Here is a 17,644-nt window from a genome sequence, read left to right as displayed (position 1 = left end):
CGCGCTGCCTTTTGACGGGTCGCCGATGATGCGGGACGCTTGGAACTGGATTGCGCCGCGCCTTAGGTTGGATGCCCGCACCGGGCAACCTGTTGCCCGCCGCGCGCGCCCGCACCTCCCGCATGCCCGCACGTATAGGCACGGGCGCCGGCATCGGCTAACGCGCCGCGGAGCCAGCAACGTGACGAGCAGCAACGTGTCCCAGCCAGCGGGTGCCGGCGCGCCCACCATTTCCGTCGCGATGGCGACGTACAACGGCGCGCGCTTCATCCGCGAGCAGCTGTCCAGCATCGCCGCGCAGACGCTGCTGCCGGCGGAACTGGTCGTCACCGACGACGGATCGAGCGACGACACGGTGGAAATCGTGCGCGCCTTCGCCGACACCGCGCCGTTCCCGGTCCGCGTCCACCGGAACGCGGCCAATCTGGGCTTTCGCGGAAATTTCATGCACGCGATCGCATTGTGCACGTCGGACGTGATCGCCTTGTGCGATCAGGACGACGTGTGGGTGCCGCACAAGCTGGAACGCGCGATCGAACCGTTCGCCGAGCCCGACGTCGTGCTCGCCTATCACGAGGCGTGGCTGATCGACGAAGCGGGCGAGCGACTGGGGCTTGCCCGCCTGCACGGCGCGCCGGCGCGTACCCCGGCGTTGTCGCTGTTCCCGCTCAGCAACCCGTACGGTTTCTCCATGCTGTTCCGGCGCGAATTGCTGGAGTTGAGCGAGTTCTGGTCGCGATCGATCGACAATCTCGATAGCCGGCAGTGCATGGCGCACGACCAATGGCTGTTCTTCCTCGCCTGCGCGCTGGGCACGATCGCGTTCATCGACGAGCCCCTGGCCGGATACCGCCAGCACGGCAGCAACACCTACGGCATCGAGGCGCCGATCCGTACGCGGTGGGACCGGCTAGACCGCTGGATCAACACCCGCGTACCTGAGTTTGCGCACCTCGCTCGGGCCGCGCGCGTGCGGGCGGAAATCCTCGACGCCGCCATTCCACGGCTCGACGACCCCCGGTTCGACGGGTCGTGGAAGCCGCGTGCCGAACAGGCAGTCGGACGTTACCGGCGCCTCGCGCAGCACCTGGCCCTGCGCGCCGAGGCCTATGACGCGGCGGGATTGCGCGCGCGGTCGCGCGCCTGGATATCGTTGCTGGGCAATGGTGCTTATGGCAGTCAGACACGCTGGACGTTCGGCCGCAAAGCCGCGCTGGTGGATTTGGGTTGCGCGCTCGCGTCGCGGTCCGTGTTGGCCGGCATGGTGGCGCGACACGGCAGCCACGACCTATCGTCGGGTAAACGTACCATTGCCTGACGGCCTGCCCGGCGACCACGTCGGCGAGCCGCGACATTGCCGTCTTCTCACTCTACCGCGAGATTACATGCGTATATTGCTCTACAATTTCGTGCAGCCCGAGGAACCGGGTGCGGGCGGCGTCGGCGTTTACCTCAACAACCTCGCCAGGACGTTGGTCGCGCACGGGCACGATGTCATCTCGTTGAGCGCGGGCGACCGTTACTCGCCGACCGCGCGCGAACCCCGCGTCGAGTTCAGCGAGGATGCCCTTCACCGCGCGGTGATCGTCAACTCGCCCACGATCGCACCCGCCGCCTACAGCTTCGGCGATCCCGACACCTACCTGACCAGCAAGGGGCTCGACTTCGTGCCCGCGCTGCTGGCCGAGCGCTACGGCGCGATCGACGTGTTCCATTTCCAGAACATCGAAGGGTTGACCAAGTCGTTCTTCGTGACGCTGCGCGCGGCGTTCCCGGACGCGCGGATCATCTATTCCGCGCACAACTACCACCCGATCTGCCCGCGCGTTAGCCTGTGGTACCAGGACCGGGTGCTGTGCACCGACTACCGCGACGGGCTCGCCTGCACGATGTGCCTCGCTCCCGTGTTCGATCCCGGTTACATCCGCAACCGACGCCGGCTGACGTGGCTGGAAAAGGCGTATCCGCGCGCGATGGGCCTGTTCACCCCCGCGCTCGCCGCGGTGAAGCGCGGACGCCGCGCCCTGATGAAGCGCCGCGGCCAGGCCGACGTGATCGAGAATCCGGAAGCCGCGACCCCGACCGGCGCGTCGTCGGCCTCCTACGCCGATTTCCGCCGCAGCAACATCGCGCTGTTCGCCGACGTGTTCGACCAGGTGCTGGCGGTGTCGAAGCGGACCGGGCAGGTGATCGTCGACCGCGGCGTCCCCGCGGACAAGGTGGCGGTGTCGTACATCGGCACCGCGCACAAGGCGACCTACCTTTCCAGCACCAAGATCACCGACCTGGGCGACGCGCTGCACCTCGGCTACATCGGCTATATGGGCACCGACAAGGGGTTCGGCTTCCTGCTGGAATCGCTGGAAAAGCTGCCCGCCGAGGTGGCGTCGGCGATGACCGTGACGATCGCGGCCAGGAACACCTTCCCCGAACGCCACGCGCGGATGGAGCGGCTGCGCGGCCGGTTCAAGGCGCTGCGCTACTTCGACGGATACACCCACGCCAACCTCGACCAGGTGCTCGCCGGGGTCAACGTCGGGCTGATCCCGGTATTGTGGGAGGACAATCTGCCGCAGACCGCGATCGAGCTGGTGTCGCGCGGCATACCCGTGCTGACGTCCGACCGGGGCGGGGCGCAGGAGATCGCGGAGAACGACCGCTTCATCTTCCGCGCGGGCGATCACGACGATTTCGTCGATCGCATCGCGCGGATCAGCCGGCGCGAGATCGCGCTGGGCGAATTCTGGCAGCGCGACCTGCGCGTGTTCTCGATGGACGAGCACGTCGCCGACCTGATGCATCATTACCGGCAGCCGCACGTCGCCGGGCACCTGCTGGTCGAACCCGAGGACGCAACGGGCGGGTTGTGAGCGGCGCACGCGCTCTGGGCGCCCAGGCGCGCGCGGCGTGATCGCCCATTCCTTCGCGAAAGCGGCACCCGCGCCCGCGCTGTCGATCGTCGCGCCGGCGTACAACGAACGCCCCAACATCCGCCCGCTGGTTCACGCGATCGCGCGCGCGATGGGGGAGGCGACGTGGGAGCTGATCGTCGTCGACGACGACAGTCCCGACGGCACCGCGGCGGAGGTGGCGGCAATGGTGGGGGAGGGGGCGCCGGTGCGCTGCATCCGCCGCGTCGGGCGGCGTGGGCTCGCCTCCGCGGTGGTGGAGGGCTTGCTCGCCGCGCGGTCGGAACTGGTCGCGGTGATCGACGCCGACCTGCAGCATGACGAGACGCGGCTGCCGGTCATGCTCGAGCTCCTCCGGACCAGCGACGTCGACTTGGTCGTCGGCAGCCGCCACGTCGCGGGCGGGGGCATGGGCGAGTGGGACATGCGCCGCCAGCGGATGAGCCGGGTCGCCACCTGGATCGCGCACCGGCTGGCGGGCGTCGCGGTCAGCGATCCGATGAGCGGGTTCTTCGCGGTCCGCCGCGCGGTGGTCGAGGCGGCGATCTACGACCTGTCGCAGCAGGGCTACAAGATCCTGCTCGATATCCTCACGTCCTCGCCGCGCCCGCTGAAGGTCGCGGAGGTCGGCTACGTGTTCCGCGATCGCCACGCCGGGACCAGCAAGCTCGATGTCGTGGTGCTGATCGAATATGCGTTCCTGCTGATCGACAAGCTGACGCGCGGGTTGATCCCGCCGCGCTTCGTGCTGTTCTGCGCGATCGGCGGGCTGGGGCTCGCCTGTCACCTGGCGGTGCTCGACTTGGCGATCGGGCAGGGCATGGCGTTCCTGCCGGCGCAGGCGACCGCTACCCTGTGCGCGATGGCGTTCAACTACGTGCTCAACAACGCGATCACCTATCGTTCGGCCCGGCTGAAGGGCGCGCGGTTCGTACTCGGTTACCTGGTGTTCAGCGCGGTGTGCAGCCTGGGGGCGCTCGCCAACATCTCGGTCGCCAATCTGACGCTGCGCGAGATGGGGAGCTGGCCGCTCGCGGGTGTTGCGGGCGCGCTGATGAGTTCGGTATTCAACTTCGGGGTCGCGACGCACTTCGTGTGGCGGCCGCGCCGGCGCCGGCGTCGCGCGAAGGTGGTGCTGCGGGCAGACGCCTGAGCGGATCGTTGAGGGTCCTGCCCCACCGGATCGCGGCGGGGCAGGGGACAAGCTCAGTTGCTGTCCGAATCGTCGTCGTCGTCGGCGATGATGATGATCCCGACGATCACCGCCGCGGCGGCAGCGATCGCGATGATGAAGCCGCTGCCGCCAGCCGCGATCTTGCTCTTGTTCGCGCTCGGCGCCGAGGCGCGCACCGACTTGGCGACCGACAGCGACGCGGCATTGACCGGCGCCGCGGCGACGGGGGCGGCGACCAGCGCCGTTGCGGCAGCAGCCGCGAGATACTTGCCGAACATGGACGATACTCCCGATTTCACGAGTTTGTTCTTCTAGCCGCAGTGCAGCAAAAAGTCGAGGTGGTTCACCTCGGATACGATCCACTTCGTCACGCGCGCCGCCCAAGACGAGCAGCGACCGCGCATCTTGCTTCTCTTACCCGAACACCCTGCCGTCGGTCGCCCGATACGTTACGTGGGTGGAGCATGACATGTCCCCGTTCGCGCTCGTGGATCGCCGGTCGTCATGCTCGTGACCGAGATGACAGATAACTGAGTAATGGATCGCGGATCATCGTGAGACTCGCGTGCCGGGCGAAGCGGCACCCTCGTCGCGCGCGTCGATCGCCGCGCCCAGTTTCGCGAGCATCGCGCCGAGCGGCCCGTCGAGCGTCGCCAGCGCCAGTTCGCGGCAGGTCAGCGTGCGTCGCATCGCCGCCTGCTCGTCGTCGCGCTCGCGCTGGTGCTGGATCAGGTCCTCAGGGAGTGGCGCGGGTCGCATCCAGCGCGGCAGATGCGCCAGCACCGCGCGCGGCAGCGTCATGCGATACGCGTTGGAGGTCTGCGCGATCCGCGGGCCGGCGTGTCCGACGCCCCGCTCGCCCTCGACCGAGCCGCCACCCGCGCGGCGCACGAAGCGGCGCTGGCGCAGCAGGAACCCGACCTCCTCCAGCACGCGCAAGCCGCGCGCGACCGTCGCGCGGCCGAGCCCGGTGACGCGCGCTAGATGGTCGTAGCTGGGGTAGACGCGGCCCTGGTTGACACGCGCGAGCGCGAGCAATTCCTCCAGCACGCGCACCGCGCCCTCGGTCAGCGCGGCGACCGTGCGCTCGGACGCGGTCAGCGCGCGCTCGCCGCGCCGCGCGATGCGCCGCAGCCCGCGCCCGGCATCGAGCGCGCGACGGGCGACGCGCAGCAGCTGGTCGGTCTCTCCCTTCGCCGGATTGGCGTAGAACTCGTGCTCAAACGTCCCGGCCTCGCGGCTGCCCGGCAGCACCGCGCGCGGGCCCGCGTCGCGGACCGCGCCGGCGCGCCGTCCGATCCGCGCGAGCGCCAGCGCGCCCGCCTCGCCGAGCGTATAAGCCGTCATCGTCCATCCCCTTGTCGGGGCTGGGACCAGGGTCAAAAAAGGGCGTGGCGCGAGACGCGCATCCTTGAACCGGAGAGGTTTCGACGGTATCTGGAAGGGGTCTGAGTGGACCCCGGTTCGACGTTTGGCGACGTCGTTCCATCAACCTTTGGGATGCCCGGCCTTCGTGCCGGGCTTTCCTTTATGTGGTCACAGCCGCTTTCCTACACGTGCCGGCCGATGTGACCGGGCTCGCCACGGTTGTTGCAACAAAAATCCAACAAAGAAAGCGGCTACGGTTCGTGCTTTCGAGTAGGAAATGGCGAAACTTGCGTGAAATCGGACCCGACAACGCGCGCTATTCGTGCTTTCGAGTAGAATAAACGCGCGAAGTTCGTGCTATCGAGTAGGAAATACCCGCGCTCTTCGTGCTTTCGGGTAGGAAATCATCGGGCGTTACTGGTGCCGCGAGTCGCCCGATTCGCTTCCGCCCGATTTACTCCAAACCGCGACGCGTCACGCCTGGGCCTCGGACCGTTCGACCGCCGGGTCCGACGCGTCCTCGATCGCGGCGGGACGATGCGTGATCACCACGCGCGCGGGCGCGGCACGGCGCCCGCGACGCGTCGGCTCGGCCTCGCCCGCCGGGGTCGGAGCGTCGGGCGCGGGCGCCTCGTCCTCGATCAGCTCGATCGCGTAATCGGGGATCGCGTCGGTGCCCGCGATCTGCCGAATAGCGGCGCGGAAGTTCGACAACGGGTTCTGGTAGCCGATCTGGAGCCGAAAGGTCGCGAGGTCGATCTCCATCCGCCCGTCCTCGCACGCCGAGCGCGCGACCTCGTAGATGCGCCGCTCGATCGGGCCTAGCTGGAAGTAGGTCGCGGCGTAGTTGAGCACCTGCCGGTCGCGCAGGATCGCGCGGAACAGCCAGTCGCACAGCCGCACCTTGACTGCTTTGAGGCGTCGCTCGCCGGTCTTGGTCTTGGAATAATGCAGCCTGGCTTCCGACAGCCACGAGAAGAAGCCTTCCTCGCCCTCGCCGCCCGCCTCGATGTTGGTCTTGATCTGCGTGCCCTGCAGCCGCTCGAGCGCCTCCGACAGACGCTGGTACGACCGCGCCGAGTGGTTGGAGCCGGTGACGGAGAACAGATCGTGCGCGGTGAACACGAAATCCTGCGCGACGTCCTCGCCCGCCTCCAGCTTCGCCGCCATCAGGCTGGCGATGTAGAGCACGATCTCCTTGTCGTAGATCGTCGCGACGCCGTTGGCGGAGGGGCGCACCTCGATCGAGACAGTCGCGTGCTCGTAGCTGAGCGGCTTCATCCACGCGTTCTTGCTGAGCGCGAAGAACGGAAACGCCATCAGCGAGCGCTCGCCGCGGATCTCACCCATCAACGGGCTGTCGAGCTGGAACAGGTCGCGCTGCGGCACGGCCTTGCCGTCGCGCCGGCGCGCGGGCGCGCGGGCGGGGGAGGCGGGTTTGGCGGGCGGCGCGGGCACTTGGGTCATGCCGGATATTTCCTACTCGAAAGCACGAACTTTGGCGACGATCCGCGCGCTGCCCGAGCCACGGCGCCGCGCGAACCCGCGCGAGTTCGTGCTTTCGAGTAGGAAATGCGCCGGGGTGATCGTGCCGCTGCCATCGCTGCGAACATAGCGCGGCGCCCGCGCGAAGTCTCGCCACGCACGCGCGGCGCGTTCCCTGGTCGAGGACGCGGCGCGATGTGGTAGGGCGCGCGGATGCCGTCGCGTTTCCTGCTCGTCCCCCTGTCGCTTACCCTGCCGCTCACGCTCGCCGCCTGTGGCGGGGTGCGGGCGGTGAGCGACTGGCCGGTGAAGATCGGGCAACCGTACCGCGTGCGCGGCGTCACCTACGTGCCCGCGGCCGCGCCGGGTTACGAGGCGGTCGGCTACGCGAGCTGGTACGGCGGCGAGTCCGGCAACCGCACCGCCAACGGCGAGCGCTACCGCGCGCGCTGGGTGAGCGGGGCGCACACCACCCTGCCGCTGCCGAGCTACGTCGAGGTGACGGCGCTGGACAGCGGGCGGACGATCGTGGTGCGCGTCAACGACCGCGGGCCGTTCGCGCGCGACCGCGTGCTCGACCTGTCGCGCGGCGCCGCCCGGCTGCTGGGCGTCGAGCGCGCGGGGCGCGCGGCGGTACACGTCCGGCTGGTCGACCCGCCCGAGCGCGACCGCGCGCGGCTGCGGCGCGGCAAGCCCGCCGCGGCGCGGCGCGACGCCTCGCCGGCGCAGCTGGCGGCGTGGCGATCGGTGCTGGCGGCGCAGTGAAGCAGGGGTGGCCGCGCTGTCTCGGTCGAAACGCCGCAGCAGGTTTCGCTATCCGGTCGGGCCGGGATCGGCACGTCGCGCGTCCGGTCGCGTGGGAGCGTCTGTAACCGCGACAGGCTCGGCGCGTCCGTCCTGGCCGACGCGGGACCGCCTGCGCGCCCACCTTCCTGATCAATCGCGCGGACGATGGGTCTGCGTGTCGACACGACGACATCACGACACGCATACGTCACCTTACTCTGCCATGTAGTGCGCGAACGCGTCCTTCCACGCCGGGTGCCAGCGCGACAGCGCCGGGCGGTTCTCGCTCACGTCGGCCGCGCCCCAGGCGATGCGCTTCGCGTCCTGCGCGGGCGTCGTCTCGTTGTCGGGGCACAGGATGTAGAAGTCGCCCGCTTCCACCCCCGCCAGCATGTAGTCGACGACCTGCTCCGCGCTCCACGCCGCGTCGGGCTTGTCGGGGGTCCGCGCGGTCATGCCGGTGTGGGTGTAGCCGGGGATCAGCAGGTGCGCGGTGACACGCTCGCCGGTCTGTTCGCGCAAGCTGTGCGCCAACCCCTCGGTCAGCGCCTTCACCCCCGCCTTGCTGACGTTATAGGCGGTGTTGCCGGGCGGCTGGGTGATGCCCTGTTTCGAGCCGGTGTTGATGATCACGCCGGGCGCGTCGCTCGCGATCATCGCGGGCGCGAAGGCGGCGACGCCGTGGAGCACGCCCATCAGATTGACGTCGATCAGCCGGCGCCACGCCGCCACCCCCGCGAGCACGTCGCCGCCCGCACCGATCGCTGCGTTGTTCATGAGGAGGGCAGGGGGCTCGCCCAGTTCTTCCGCCAGCGTGACCAGCGCGTCGGGATCGGCGACGTCGAGCGCGTGCGCGGTCGCGCCTTCGATCCCGCGCGCGGCCGCGTCCAGCGCGTCGCCCGCGCGGTCGACCAGCGCGACGCGCATGCCGCGGACGCCGAACGCGCGCGCCGCGGCGAGCCCGATCCCGCTCGCCGCGCCGGTCACCACCGCGAGCCTGCCCGGCACGATCGCGGCCCCGCTCACCGGTCGATCGTCGCCATCGAGGGGTAGCGCTCGCCGCTCGCCGCACCCGGCGGCAGCACCTCGTCGATCCGACGGAGGTCGGCGTCGCTCAGCGTCACGTCGAGCGCGCCGAGATTGTCGTCGAGGTAGGTCCGCCGCTTGGTCCCCGGGATCGGCACGATGTCCGGCCCCTGCGCCAGCACCCAGGAGAGTGCCAGCTGCGCGGGGGTGCAGCCCTTCGCCTGCGCCATCTCCTCGATCGCGCGGACGAGGTCGAGGTTGCGCTGGAACGCCTCGCCCTGGAAGCGCGGCGAGTGGCGGCGGTAATCGTCCTCCGGCAGGTCGTCGGGCGACGTGAACTGCCCGGTCAGGAAGCCGCGACCGAGCGGGCTGTAGGGGACGAAGCCGATGCCGAGTTCGCGGCAAACCGGCAGGATTTCAGCCTCGGGATCGCGCGTCCACAGCGAGTATTCGGTCTGCAGCGCAGTGATCGGGTGGACGGCGTGCGCGCGGCGGATCGTGGCGGGCGCGGCCTCCGACAGGCCGAGATACTTGACCTTGCCCGCCTCGACGAGCTCGGCCATCGCGCCGACCGTCTCCTCGATCGGCACCTCGGGGTCGACGCGGTGCTGGTAGTAGAGGTCGATGAAGTCGAGCCCGGTGCGCTTCAGGCTCGCGTCGCACGCCTGCCGGACGTAGTCGGGGCGTCCGTTGATCCCCTGAAAGCTGCCGTCGCTCCCTCGCACGTTGCCGAACTTGGTCGCGACCACCACCCATTCGCGGCGGCTGCGCACGACGCGCCCGACCAGCTCCTCGTTCGCGCCGACGCCGTACATGTCGGCGGTGTCGAGAAAGGTCACGCCGCGGTCCAGCGCGTGCTCGATCGTGGCGACGGACTCGGCCTCGTCGCGCCCGGCGTAGAAGTCGGACATCCCCATGCACCCCAGCCCCAGCGCGGAGACTTCGAGGCCCTGGCTGCCGAGTGTGCGTGTCTGCATGAATGGTGTTCCCGTGACTGGCCGACGCGGGCGTTGCCCGCCGTGTCGTTCACAAGCGCGCGCCCGCGCGGGCGGTTCCGCCGGACAATCCCGTCGCAATCGGAAGGGATGACGCTGGCAGGCGTGCGGACCGATCGGTTATGGACGGCGTCACGCCGCATCGACACCGCCACGGGTCTGGCGCGGCGGCAGGAGGGTGGCATGACGACCCGGAGCGATCTCGACCGTCGGCAGATCGCCGCGCATGTCGCGCCTTTCATCATCGTCGCCTTGGCGGGCGTCGCGGTACGCACGCCGCTCGCGGCGGGTTACCCGCTCGCCGCGCTGCTGCTGTTCCTGTGGATCGTCGCCGACACGCTGATGCTGTCGCTGGTGGCGCGGTCGGCAGGACGCCCGGCGTGGCGCGCGGTGCTGGCCGTGCTGGCGGGCGCGAGCGTCACCGTGTGGCTGGGTTCACCGCCCGCGATGCGCGGCGCGCTGGCGCAGGCGCCGGTGCTGGCGGGCGTGATGGCGGCGGTCGTCCTGGCGCACGTCGCCTGGGGCACCGCGCGCGCCGGCCGGGTCGCGGGCAGGAAGGGCCTGAGTGCAGCCGAGCGGTGGACATCCGCCGCGGCGGAGCTGTTCCCGCCCGCTTTGGTCCGGCTGGCCGCGGCGGAGTTGTTGGTGATCCACCTGGCATTGTTCCGCTGGGGCGGCGCGGCCGACGTGCCCGCGGACGCGCGCGCGTTCTCCTATCACCGGCACCTGACGCCGATGTGCGCGGCGCTGCTGATCCTGTCGGCGATCGAGATGGCGGTCTATCACCTGCTCGTCGGGCATTGGAGCCGCACCGCCGCGATCGTCATGTTCGTGCTGAGCGACCTGGGGTTCGTGTACCTGGTCGGGCTGATCAAGTCGTTCCGATACCGGCCGGTGCTGCTGACCCCGGTGGGCGTGCGCGTGCGCGCGGGGCTGCTGATCGACCAGCTGGTCCCGTTCGACGCGATCGTCGCGGTCGACGCAAGGCTCACCGGCGAGGAGGTGCGCGACGCGGCGACGCTCAATGCGGCGCTGCTCGCCTGGCCCAACGTCATGCTGCGGCTGGACCGCCCGCTGCCCCGGCGGTCGTGGCTGCGGCGCAATTCGTTCGCGCGGGTCGCGTTCCGGCTCGACGATCCCGCGCCGTTCGTCCGCCTGCTCGCGTGGCGGCTGGGGCAGCGCCTCGGCTGAGCCGCGCCGGCGGGTGCGACCACAGGGTCACACCGCCGACGAGGTTCGCTCAGGCCGCCTTAATCTGGGGCTTGTCCTGCGCAAGGCTCGCCGCGTCGATGACGTAGCGGAAGCGGACGTCGCCCGACTTCACGTATTTGTACGCTTCGTTGATCTCCTGGATCGGGATCAGCTGGATGTCGGGCGCGATGTTGTGCTGGGCGCAGAAGTCGAGCACCTCCTGCGTTTCCGCGATCGAGCCGATCAAGGAGCCCGCGATCGTCTTGCGCCCCATCACCACGTTCATGTGGTTCCACCCCGGCATCGGCGCGAGCGCGCCGACCGCGACGAACGCGCCGTCGCGGCGCAGCAGCGGAATGAACGGATCGACCTCGTGTTTCTCCGGCACGGTCGAGATGATGAAGTCGAAATGCCCTTCGAGCGCCTTGTACGCCTCGTCGTCGCCCTCGACGACGCTCTTCGCGCCCAGGCGGTGCGCCTCGGCGACCTTGTCCTTGTCGCGCGTGAAGACGGTGACGTCCGCGCCCATCGCGCGCGCGATCTTGACCGCCATGTCGCCCAGGCCACCGAAGCCGACCACGCCGACCTTGTGCCCCGGCTTCACGCCCCAGTGCTTCATCGGCGAGTAGGTGGTGACGCCCGCGCACAGGATCGGCGCGGCGGCCTCGATCGGCAGCGCGGCGGGGATCTTGAGCACGAAATCCTCGCGCACCACGATCTGGTCGGAATAACCGCCGAACGTGTTGTCGCGGCCGTACATGTTCTCGCCCGTTCGCGCCTGTTTCGCGGGCTTCATCGGACCGTTGTAGGTCGCCAGCCAGCTGTTCGGCCCCTCGCAATATTGCTCGTCGCCCGCCAGGCACGGTGCGCACTCGTGGCAGCTGTCGATCATGCAGCCGACGCCGACCAGGTCGCCGATCGCGTGTTTCGTCACCAGCGAGCCCTTGTTGACGACCCGCCCGACTACCTCGTGCCCGGGCATGCACGGGTAGACGGTGTTGCCCCAGTCGTTCTCGCACTGGTGGATGTCGGAATGGCACACCCCGCAGTAGAGCACCGCGATCTGCACCTCGTTGGGCAGCGGGTCCTGCCGCTCGAGCGCGAGCGGCTTCAGTTTCGCGCGGGCGCTGGAGGCGGCGTAGCCGATGGCCTTGATCGTCATGGTTGTTCCTCGAAAACGATGGTCGCGAGGCAGAACGAGCGGGACGCCGTGTCTATCCGTCCGCCGGGCAGGTACCGCCGTCGGGGGGTCTAGCAGCGATGGCGCTATCATGGTCAGTGTTGCTGACATGTAACATGATGACGGTTATGTTACTGAAAAGCCACAAGCTGTAAGAAACTTACCTGGCAGGCGACACGACAGCGAATTTCGATTGCGAACCACCTTAATCCTGGTTGAACCGGAAACCATAACAAGGGGTGTTTCCATGAAAGTTTCGCATTACCTGTGCGCCTCCGCGCTCGCCGGCGCGCTGATCGTATTGCCGGGTGTTTCCGTCGCGCAGGTCAGCCAGCCGACCGTGGAGCCCGACGCGACCGCGCCCGAAGTGTCGCAGGAGCCCGTCAACGACGTGGTCGTGACCGGATCGCGCATCCGTCGCCCGAACGACGATTCACCGATCCCGATCACCAGCGTCACCGCCGAGAACATCTTCGAGACCGGCCGTATCTCGGTCGGCGACACGCTGAACCAGCTGCCGCAGCTGCGCCCGTCGCTCGGTTCGCAGAACTCGACCTCGGGTCTGGGCGTTCGCGGCCTGAACTTCCTCGACCTGCGCAGCCTGGGCCGCGCGCGCACGCTGGTGCTGATCAACGGCCGGCGCCACGTCACCGCCGACATCATCAACAACGGCAACGCGGTCGACATCAACACGCTGCCGACCGACCTGATCCAGCGCGTCGACATCGTGACCGGCGGCGTGTCGTCGATCTACGGTTCGGACGCGATCGCGGGCGTCGTCAACTTCGTGCTGAAGGACCAGTTCGAGGGGCTGCAGCTCCACGGCCAGAACGGCATCAGCAAGTACGGCGACGCGGGCAACCAGTACGTGTCGATCGTCGCGGGCAAGAATTTCGCCGAAGGCCGCGGCAACATCGCGATCAACGCCGAATTCGCGCACCAGGAGGATTACTACGCCTCGGGTCGCCCCAATCTGCGCCAGAATGACGGCTTCGTCATCGTCGACACCGACGTCGGTGCGTCGTCGGACGATACGCCCGACCGCCAATTCTACCGCGACATCCGCAGCACCACGATCGGCCTCGGCGGCCAGCTCGGCTTCCGCTACGGCAACGCGGGCGCGCCGTGCGGTTCCGACGCGGTCGGCTCGTCCTTTACCTGCGCCTATCTGTTCCAGCCCGACGGCAGCCTGGTGCGGCAGACCGGCCAGCGCGTCGGCCTGGGTCCGAACGGCAGCTTCATCGGCGGCAACGGCTCGACCAGCCGCGAGGACAAGCTGCTGGTGCTCTCGCCCGACCTGAAGCGCTACGTGGTGAACGCGCTCGGCCACTTCGAGGTCAGCCGCGGGTTCGTGCCCTTCTTCGAGGCCAAGTACGTCCGCACCGAGGCGTTCGGATCGCAGAGCGGCCCGTTCTTCTCGCAAGGCCAGACGCTCGCCGACGGCACCGCGATCGCGGGCTTCACCGACCGGTCGTACAACAATGCCGGCGGTTCCGTGAACCGTGAGGGCATCCGCCTCGACAACCCGTATCTGTCGGCCGATGCGCGCACGATCATCCAGCAGCAGCTGATCGCCGCGATCAACTCGGGCGTGAACCCCAACACCGGCGCGGCCTTCACCGGCGCCAGCGCCGCGGCCAACCGCCAGGCGGCACTGGCGCAGGTGGCGGCGGGCACCTACCGCTTCTCGTCGCGGCGCAACTGGGTCGACCTCGGCACGCGTGACGAGCGGATCAAGCGCGACACCTACCGCGCGGTGCTGGGCGTGCGCGGCGACTTCAACGACGACTGGAACTACGAGATCGCGGCCAATTACGGCGAGCATCGCGAGAACAGCACGATCACCGGCAACGTCAACCGCCAGCGTTTCCTGCTCGGCCTCGACACCACGCGCAACGCGGCCGGCCAGATCGTCTGCCGCTCGCAGGTGACCCCGGCCTATGCCGGCGCCGACCGCGGCGGCAATCCGGCGCAGCTCGCGGCCGATGTCGCGGCCTGCGTGCCGATCAACCCGTTCGGCCAGGGCTCGGTCAGCGACGCGGCGCGCGCCTATCTCGTGTCGCCGACCGAGGCGAACGGCAAGGCCACGCAGTTCGTCGTCAACGGCTTCGTGGCGGGTGATTCCAGCCAGCTGTTCGAGCTGCCCGGCGGTCCGGTCGGCTTCTCGGTCGGCGCCGAATACCGCCGCGAGACGCTGACCTACGACCTCGATCCGTTCACCCAGGCCGGCTACAATTTCTACAACGCGATCCCGAGCTTCGACTCGCCCGCGTTCGAGGTGAAGGAAGCGTTCGGCGAGCTGTCGGTGCCGCTGGTCAAGGACGTGTTCCTGCTCAAGGAACTGACGCTGTCGGGCGCGGCGCGCGTCGCCGACTACAAGGGCGCGGCGGGTACCGTGTTCGCGTGGAACGGCCAGGCGGTGTGGAAGCCCGTGCAGGACCTGACGCTGCGCGGCGGTTACTCGCGCGCGGTGCGTGCGCCGTACCTGGGTGAGGTCTATTCGGCACCGGGGCAGAACTTTACGCCTGCCCCCGCCGATCCCTGCTCGGCGCGCAACATCAACACCGGCTCGGCGACCCGCCCGGCGAACTGCGCCGCGGCCGGCCGCCCCGACGGCTACGACTTCGTCTACACCTCGTCGCTCGAGATCGTCAGCGGCGGCAACCTGGCGCTGCAGGAGGAGAAATCCAACTCGCTGACGCTGGGCGGCGTGTTCGAACCGCGCTTCCTGCCCGGCCTGTCGATCTCGTCGGACTATTTCGACATCAAGGTGAAGGACGTGATCACCTCGCCGTCGGTGCAGAACGCGCTCAACGCCTGCTACGACTCCCCGTCGATCGACAACCAGTTCTGCGCTTTGTTCCAGCGCGCGGGTGCGGGCGGCGGTCCGCGCGGCGAGCAACCGTTCCAGATCCTGGCGGGATCGTTCCAGGACGCGCCGCGCAACTTCGCGCAGCTGCGTACCCGCGGGCTCGACACGCAGGTCAACTACAACCGCACCTTCGGCGCGGTGAAGGCGAACGTCACGGGCGTGTGGTCGCACGTGTTCCAGCGCGACGATTTCACCAACCCGTCGAACCCCGACTTCAAGAACGTGCTGACCGACGAGCTGAGCTACCCGTCGGACCGCTTCAACATCTCGACCAACCTGACCTATGGTTCGGTCACGATCGGTCACACCATCCGGTGGATCGACAAGATGTACCTGAACACGTGGGAGGACTATAACGGCGTCAACGGCCAACCGCCGCAGAACCTCGATTACGCGACGATCGAGAAGTATCCGGTGGTCGCCTATCACGACATTCGCTTCGACATCGACGCGACCAATATGTTCAACTTCTACGGCGGTGTGACCAACATCGGCAACAAGAACCCGCCGTTCGGCCTGACCGGCGTCGGCGCGGGCTCGGGCATCTACGACAACCGTGGGCGCTTCTTCTACGTCGGTGCGACCGCCAAGTTCTGATCGGCGCGCCTGAACGGTACACGAGAGGGGTCGGGGTCATTCCCGGCCCCTTTTCGTTGAACCCATATTCTTTTTCGGGAAGTAACCGAGGCATGCACGACACGTCGATCGCCGAGGCGCAGCGCCTGCTCGACCGCGGTGCCGTGGCCGAGGCGGCGGCGCTGCTCGAACGCACCGCGGATGCAGGGTCGGCGGAGGCGGCGATGCTGCTGGCGGTGTGCTATCTGCGTGGCGAGCGGGTTTCGCGCGACCTGGTGCGCGCGCGCGCGCACCTGCGCCGCGCGGTCGGGATCGGGCACGTCGACGCCGCGCTGATGGAGGTCGCGCTGACCGCCAACGGCAGCGGCGCACCCGCCGACTGGGCGCGCGCGCTGGACCTGCTGGGGGTGGCGGCAAACGCCGACCCGGTCGCGGCCGAACAACTGCGCCTGCTGCGCGCGATGGAGCTCGACGCCCGGGGCATGCCGCGCACGGCCTCGCCAAGCGAGCCGGTCAGCACCGCGCCGCGCATCACGCGCTTCCGGCGCTTCTTCTCGCCCGCCGAATGCGCGCACGTCGCCGGCGTGACGGGTGCGCTGCTCGCGCCCGCGCGCGTGATCGATCCCGCGACGGGGCAGTGGCGCGCGCATCCGGTGCGCACCTCCGACGATGCCGCGATCGGTCCGGCGCAGGAGGATCTCGTGATCCGCGCGCTCAACCTGCGCATCGCGGCCGCCAGCGGCACGCGCGTCGAACGGGGCGAGGCGCTGACCGTGCTACGCTACCGCCCGGGACAGCAGTTCCGCCCGCACCTCGACACGATCGCGGGCGCCACCAACCAGCGCCGCGCGACGATGCTGGTGTACCTGAACGAAGGCTATGGCGGCGGGGAGACGCATTTCCCCGACGCAAACGTCACGATCACGCCGCGCGGCGGCGACGCGATCCTGTTCGAGAATCTGCGCGACGACGGCAGTCCCGACCCTGCGACGCGCCACGCCGGCCTGCCCGTCACGCGAGGGGTCAAGTGGCTCGCCACGCGCTGGATCCGCGCGGGGGCGGTGGATCCGTGGGTGCTACCCTAGTCGCACCTACACACCTACGGCTCTACATGTCTCGTTGTCTACATGCCTACAGGAACCGCTCGCCGGCGTGGTCGCGGAAGCCGTCGTGCTCGCGCACGTAGGCGGCGAGGATATCGAGCGACTTGTGGCGGCTGACCTCGCGCATCTTGAAGATGTTGGCGCCGGGCTGGCGCGCCGCCTCGGTCAGGAAGCCCGAGCGCAGCGAGTGGCCGGCGAACAGCGCGGGGTCCAGCCCGGCGTCGCGCGCGCGCGCCTTGACCACCAAAGCGACGCTCTGCGCGCTGAGCGCGGCCGGCTGGACGCGGTCCTCCTGCCACTCGCGTAGCGCGCGCCCATCGGCGTCGCGGATCACCGCGCCGCCCGCATCGCGCCGCGCCACGCGTACCTCGGCCAGCTTGCGGAAGATCGGTCCGTCGGTGACGCGCGCGACGCGCAACCATTCGAGCAGCAGCGCCTTCGGGCGGATGCGCCGCCCCTCGGGGATTGCGATCCACGCGCCCCGGCCCGCCTGGTCGGTCTTCGAGCGCGCGACGAAGATGCGCAGCCCCTCCGGCACGAAATGCACGTCGTTGAAGGTCAGCGCGACCAGTTCCGAGCGGCGTAGCGCGGCCGCCATGCCGATCGCGAGCAAGGCGCGGTCGCGCACGCTGCGCACGTCGTCGCCGGTGATCGCGGCGAGCATCCGACCCAGCCGCTCGCCGTCCGCCGCCTGTTTCTGCTCCGGCCGCGCGCCGTGCGTGTTGCGGATGCCCGCGAACGCGCGGCGCAGGTAATGCCCACCGTCCTGCTCGCCCGGCGGCAGCAGCCCCGCCTCCTTGTGACGGTCGTTGATCGCGGCGAGGTAGCGCGACAGCGTGGCGAGCCGCTTGGGCGCGCGCGGCGGATCGGCCGCGGGATCGCCGTCCTTCATCGCGGTCACGAACAGGATAACGGTCGCCGGCGTCGCGGGCAGCGGCGACAGCGCGTGGTGCGCGCACCAGTCGACGAACTGCGTCCA

At 69.2% G+C, this 17,644-nt stretch carries 14 protein-coding genes; 7 read left to right on the top strand and 7 right to left on the bottom strand.

Annotation, left to right across the window (positions count from 1 at the left end):
• The first annotated feature begins 25 nt into the window (after positions 1-25).
• The 3 genes from ACFDS6_RS06360 to ACFDS6_RS06350 all read left to right on the top strand — a co-directional run bounded on the left by ACFDS6_RS06360 (position 26) and on the right by ACFDS6_RS06350 (position 4,062).
• Complete coding sequence (locus ACFDS6_RS06360; protein WP_375271278.1) at positions 26-1,318, top strand: glycosyltransferase family 2 protein; 1,293 nt, start codon at positions 26-28, stop codon at positions 1,316-1,318.
• 67 nt (positions 1,319-1,385) lie between these two features.
• Complete coding sequence (locus ACFDS6_RS06355) at positions 1,386-2,870, top strand: glycosyltransferase (protein WP_375271277.1); 1,485 nt, start codon at positions 1,386-1,388, stop codon at positions 2,868-2,870.
• Positions 2,871-2,907: 37 nt separating this feature from the next.
• On the top strand, positions 2,908-4,062 hold the full coding sequence (locus ACFDS6_RS06350; RefSeq protein WP_375271276.1) for a glycosyltransferase family 2 protein: 1,155 nt from the start codon (positions 2,908-2,910) through the stop codon (positions 4,060-4,062).
• A 53-nt stretch (positions 4,063-4,115) separates the two neighbouring features.
• On the opposite strand, the gene ACFDS6_RS06345 is transcribed toward ACFDS6_RS06350, so the two are convergent.
• From ACFDS6_RS06345 to ACFDS6_RS06335, 3 genes are all read right to left on the bottom strand, one after another.
• Positions 4,116-4,361, bottom strand: a complete 246-nt coding sequence (locus ACFDS6_RS06345; RefSeq protein WP_375271326.1) for a hypothetical protein — start codon at positions 4,359-4,361, stop codon at positions 4,116-4,118.
• Between the two features lie 271 nt (positions 4,362-4,632).
• Positions 4,633-5,430 carry a helix-turn-helix domain-containing protein gene (locus ACFDS6_RS06340; protein WP_375271275.1) on the bottom strand — a complete coding sequence of 266 codons (798 nt, stop codon included), beginning with the start codon at positions 5,428-5,430 and terminating at the stop codon, positions 4,633-4,635.
• Positions 5,431-5,925: 495 nt separating this feature from the next.
• On the bottom strand, positions 5,926-6,918 hold the full coding sequence (locus tag ACFDS6_RS06335; RefSeq protein ID WP_375271274.1) for a replication initiator protein A: 993 nt from the start codon (positions 6,916-6,918) through the stop codon (positions 5,926-5,928).
• Between the two features lie 231 nt (positions 6,919-7,149).
• On the opposite strand from ACFDS6_RS06335, the gene ACFDS6_RS06330 reads away from it, so the two are divergent.
• Positions 7,150-7,701 carry a septal ring lytic transglycosylase RlpA family protein gene (locus ACFDS6_RS06330; RefSeq protein ID WP_375271273.1) on the top strand — a complete coding sequence of 184 codons (552 nt, stop codon included), beginning with the start codon at positions 7,150-7,152 and terminating at the stop codon, positions 7,699-7,701.
• A 234-nt stretch (positions 7,702-7,935) separates the two neighbouring features.
• Here the strand turns inward: ACFDS6_RS06330 and ACFDS6_RS06325 are convergent, their stop codons facing one another.
• Together ACFDS6_RS06325 and ACFDS6_RS06320 are read right to left on the bottom strand one after the other, a co-directional pair.
• The gene (locus ACFDS6_RS06325; RefSeq protein WP_375271272.1) at positions 7,936-8,748 is read right to left on the bottom strand and encodes an SDR family NAD(P)-dependent oxidoreductase; all 813 of its coding nucleotides are present in this window, start codon (positions 8,746-8,748) and stop codon (positions 7,936-7,938) included.
• Entirely contained in the window at positions 8,745-9,725 is a 981-nt protein-coding gene (locus ACFDS6_RS06320) for an aldo/keto reductase (RefSeq protein ID WP_375271271.1), read from the bottom strand. Before ACFDS6_RS06320 ends, ACFDS6_RS06325 begins: the two co-directional genes overlap by 4 nt.
• Positions 9,726-9,926: 201 nt before the next feature.
• On the opposite strand from ACFDS6_RS06320, the gene ACFDS6_RS06315 reads away from it, so the two are divergent.
• Positions 9,927-10,934 (top strand): hypothetical protein, encoded by a 1,008-nt coding sequence (locus ACFDS6_RS06315; protein WP_375271270.1) that lies wholly within the window; start codon positions 9,927-9,929, stop codon positions 10,932-10,934.
• A gap of 49 nt (positions 10,935-10,983) precedes the next feature.
• Here the strand turns inward: ACFDS6_RS06315 and ACFDS6_RS06310 are convergent, their stop codons facing one another.
• Entirely contained in the window at positions 10,984-12,096 is a 1,113-nt protein-coding gene (locus tag ACFDS6_RS06310; RefSeq protein ID WP_375271269.1) for an NAD(P)-dependent alcohol dehydrogenase, read from the bottom strand.
• Positions 12,097-12,361: 265 nt separating this feature from the next.
• Here ACFDS6_RS06310 and ACFDS6_RS06305 point away from each other — a divergent pair, with 265 nt between their 5' ends.
• On the top strand, positions 12,362-15,583 hold the full coding sequence (locus tag ACFDS6_RS06305) for a TonB-dependent receptor domain-containing protein (RefSeq protein ID WP_375271268.1): 3,222 nt from the start codon (positions 12,362-12,364) through the stop codon (positions 15,581-15,583).
• Positions 15,584-15,675: 92 nt separating this feature from the next.
• The gene (locus tag ACFDS6_RS06300) at positions 15,676-16,647 is read left to right on the top strand and encodes a 2OG-Fe(II) oxygenase (RefSeq protein WP_375271267.1); all 972 of its coding nucleotides are present in this window, start codon (positions 15,676-15,678) and stop codon (positions 16,645-16,647) included.
• Positions 16,648-16,693: 46 nt separating this feature from the next.
• On the opposite strand, the gene ACFDS6_RS06295 is transcribed toward ACFDS6_RS06300, so the two are convergent.
• A partial coding sequence (locus ACFDS6_RS06295; RefSeq protein ID WP_375271266.1) for a site-specific integrase occupies positions 16,694-17,644 on the bottom strand: 951 nt, incomplete at its 5' end.

The sequence above is a fragment of the Sphingomonas sp. genome, assembly GCF_042095875.1.
GTDB lineage: Bacteria > Pseudomonadota > Alphaproteobacteria > Sphingomonadales > Sphingomonadaceae > Sphingomonas.
Note: the sequence above shows the minus strand (reverse complement) of the source record. Positions and strands in the feature narration are given on the sequence as shown.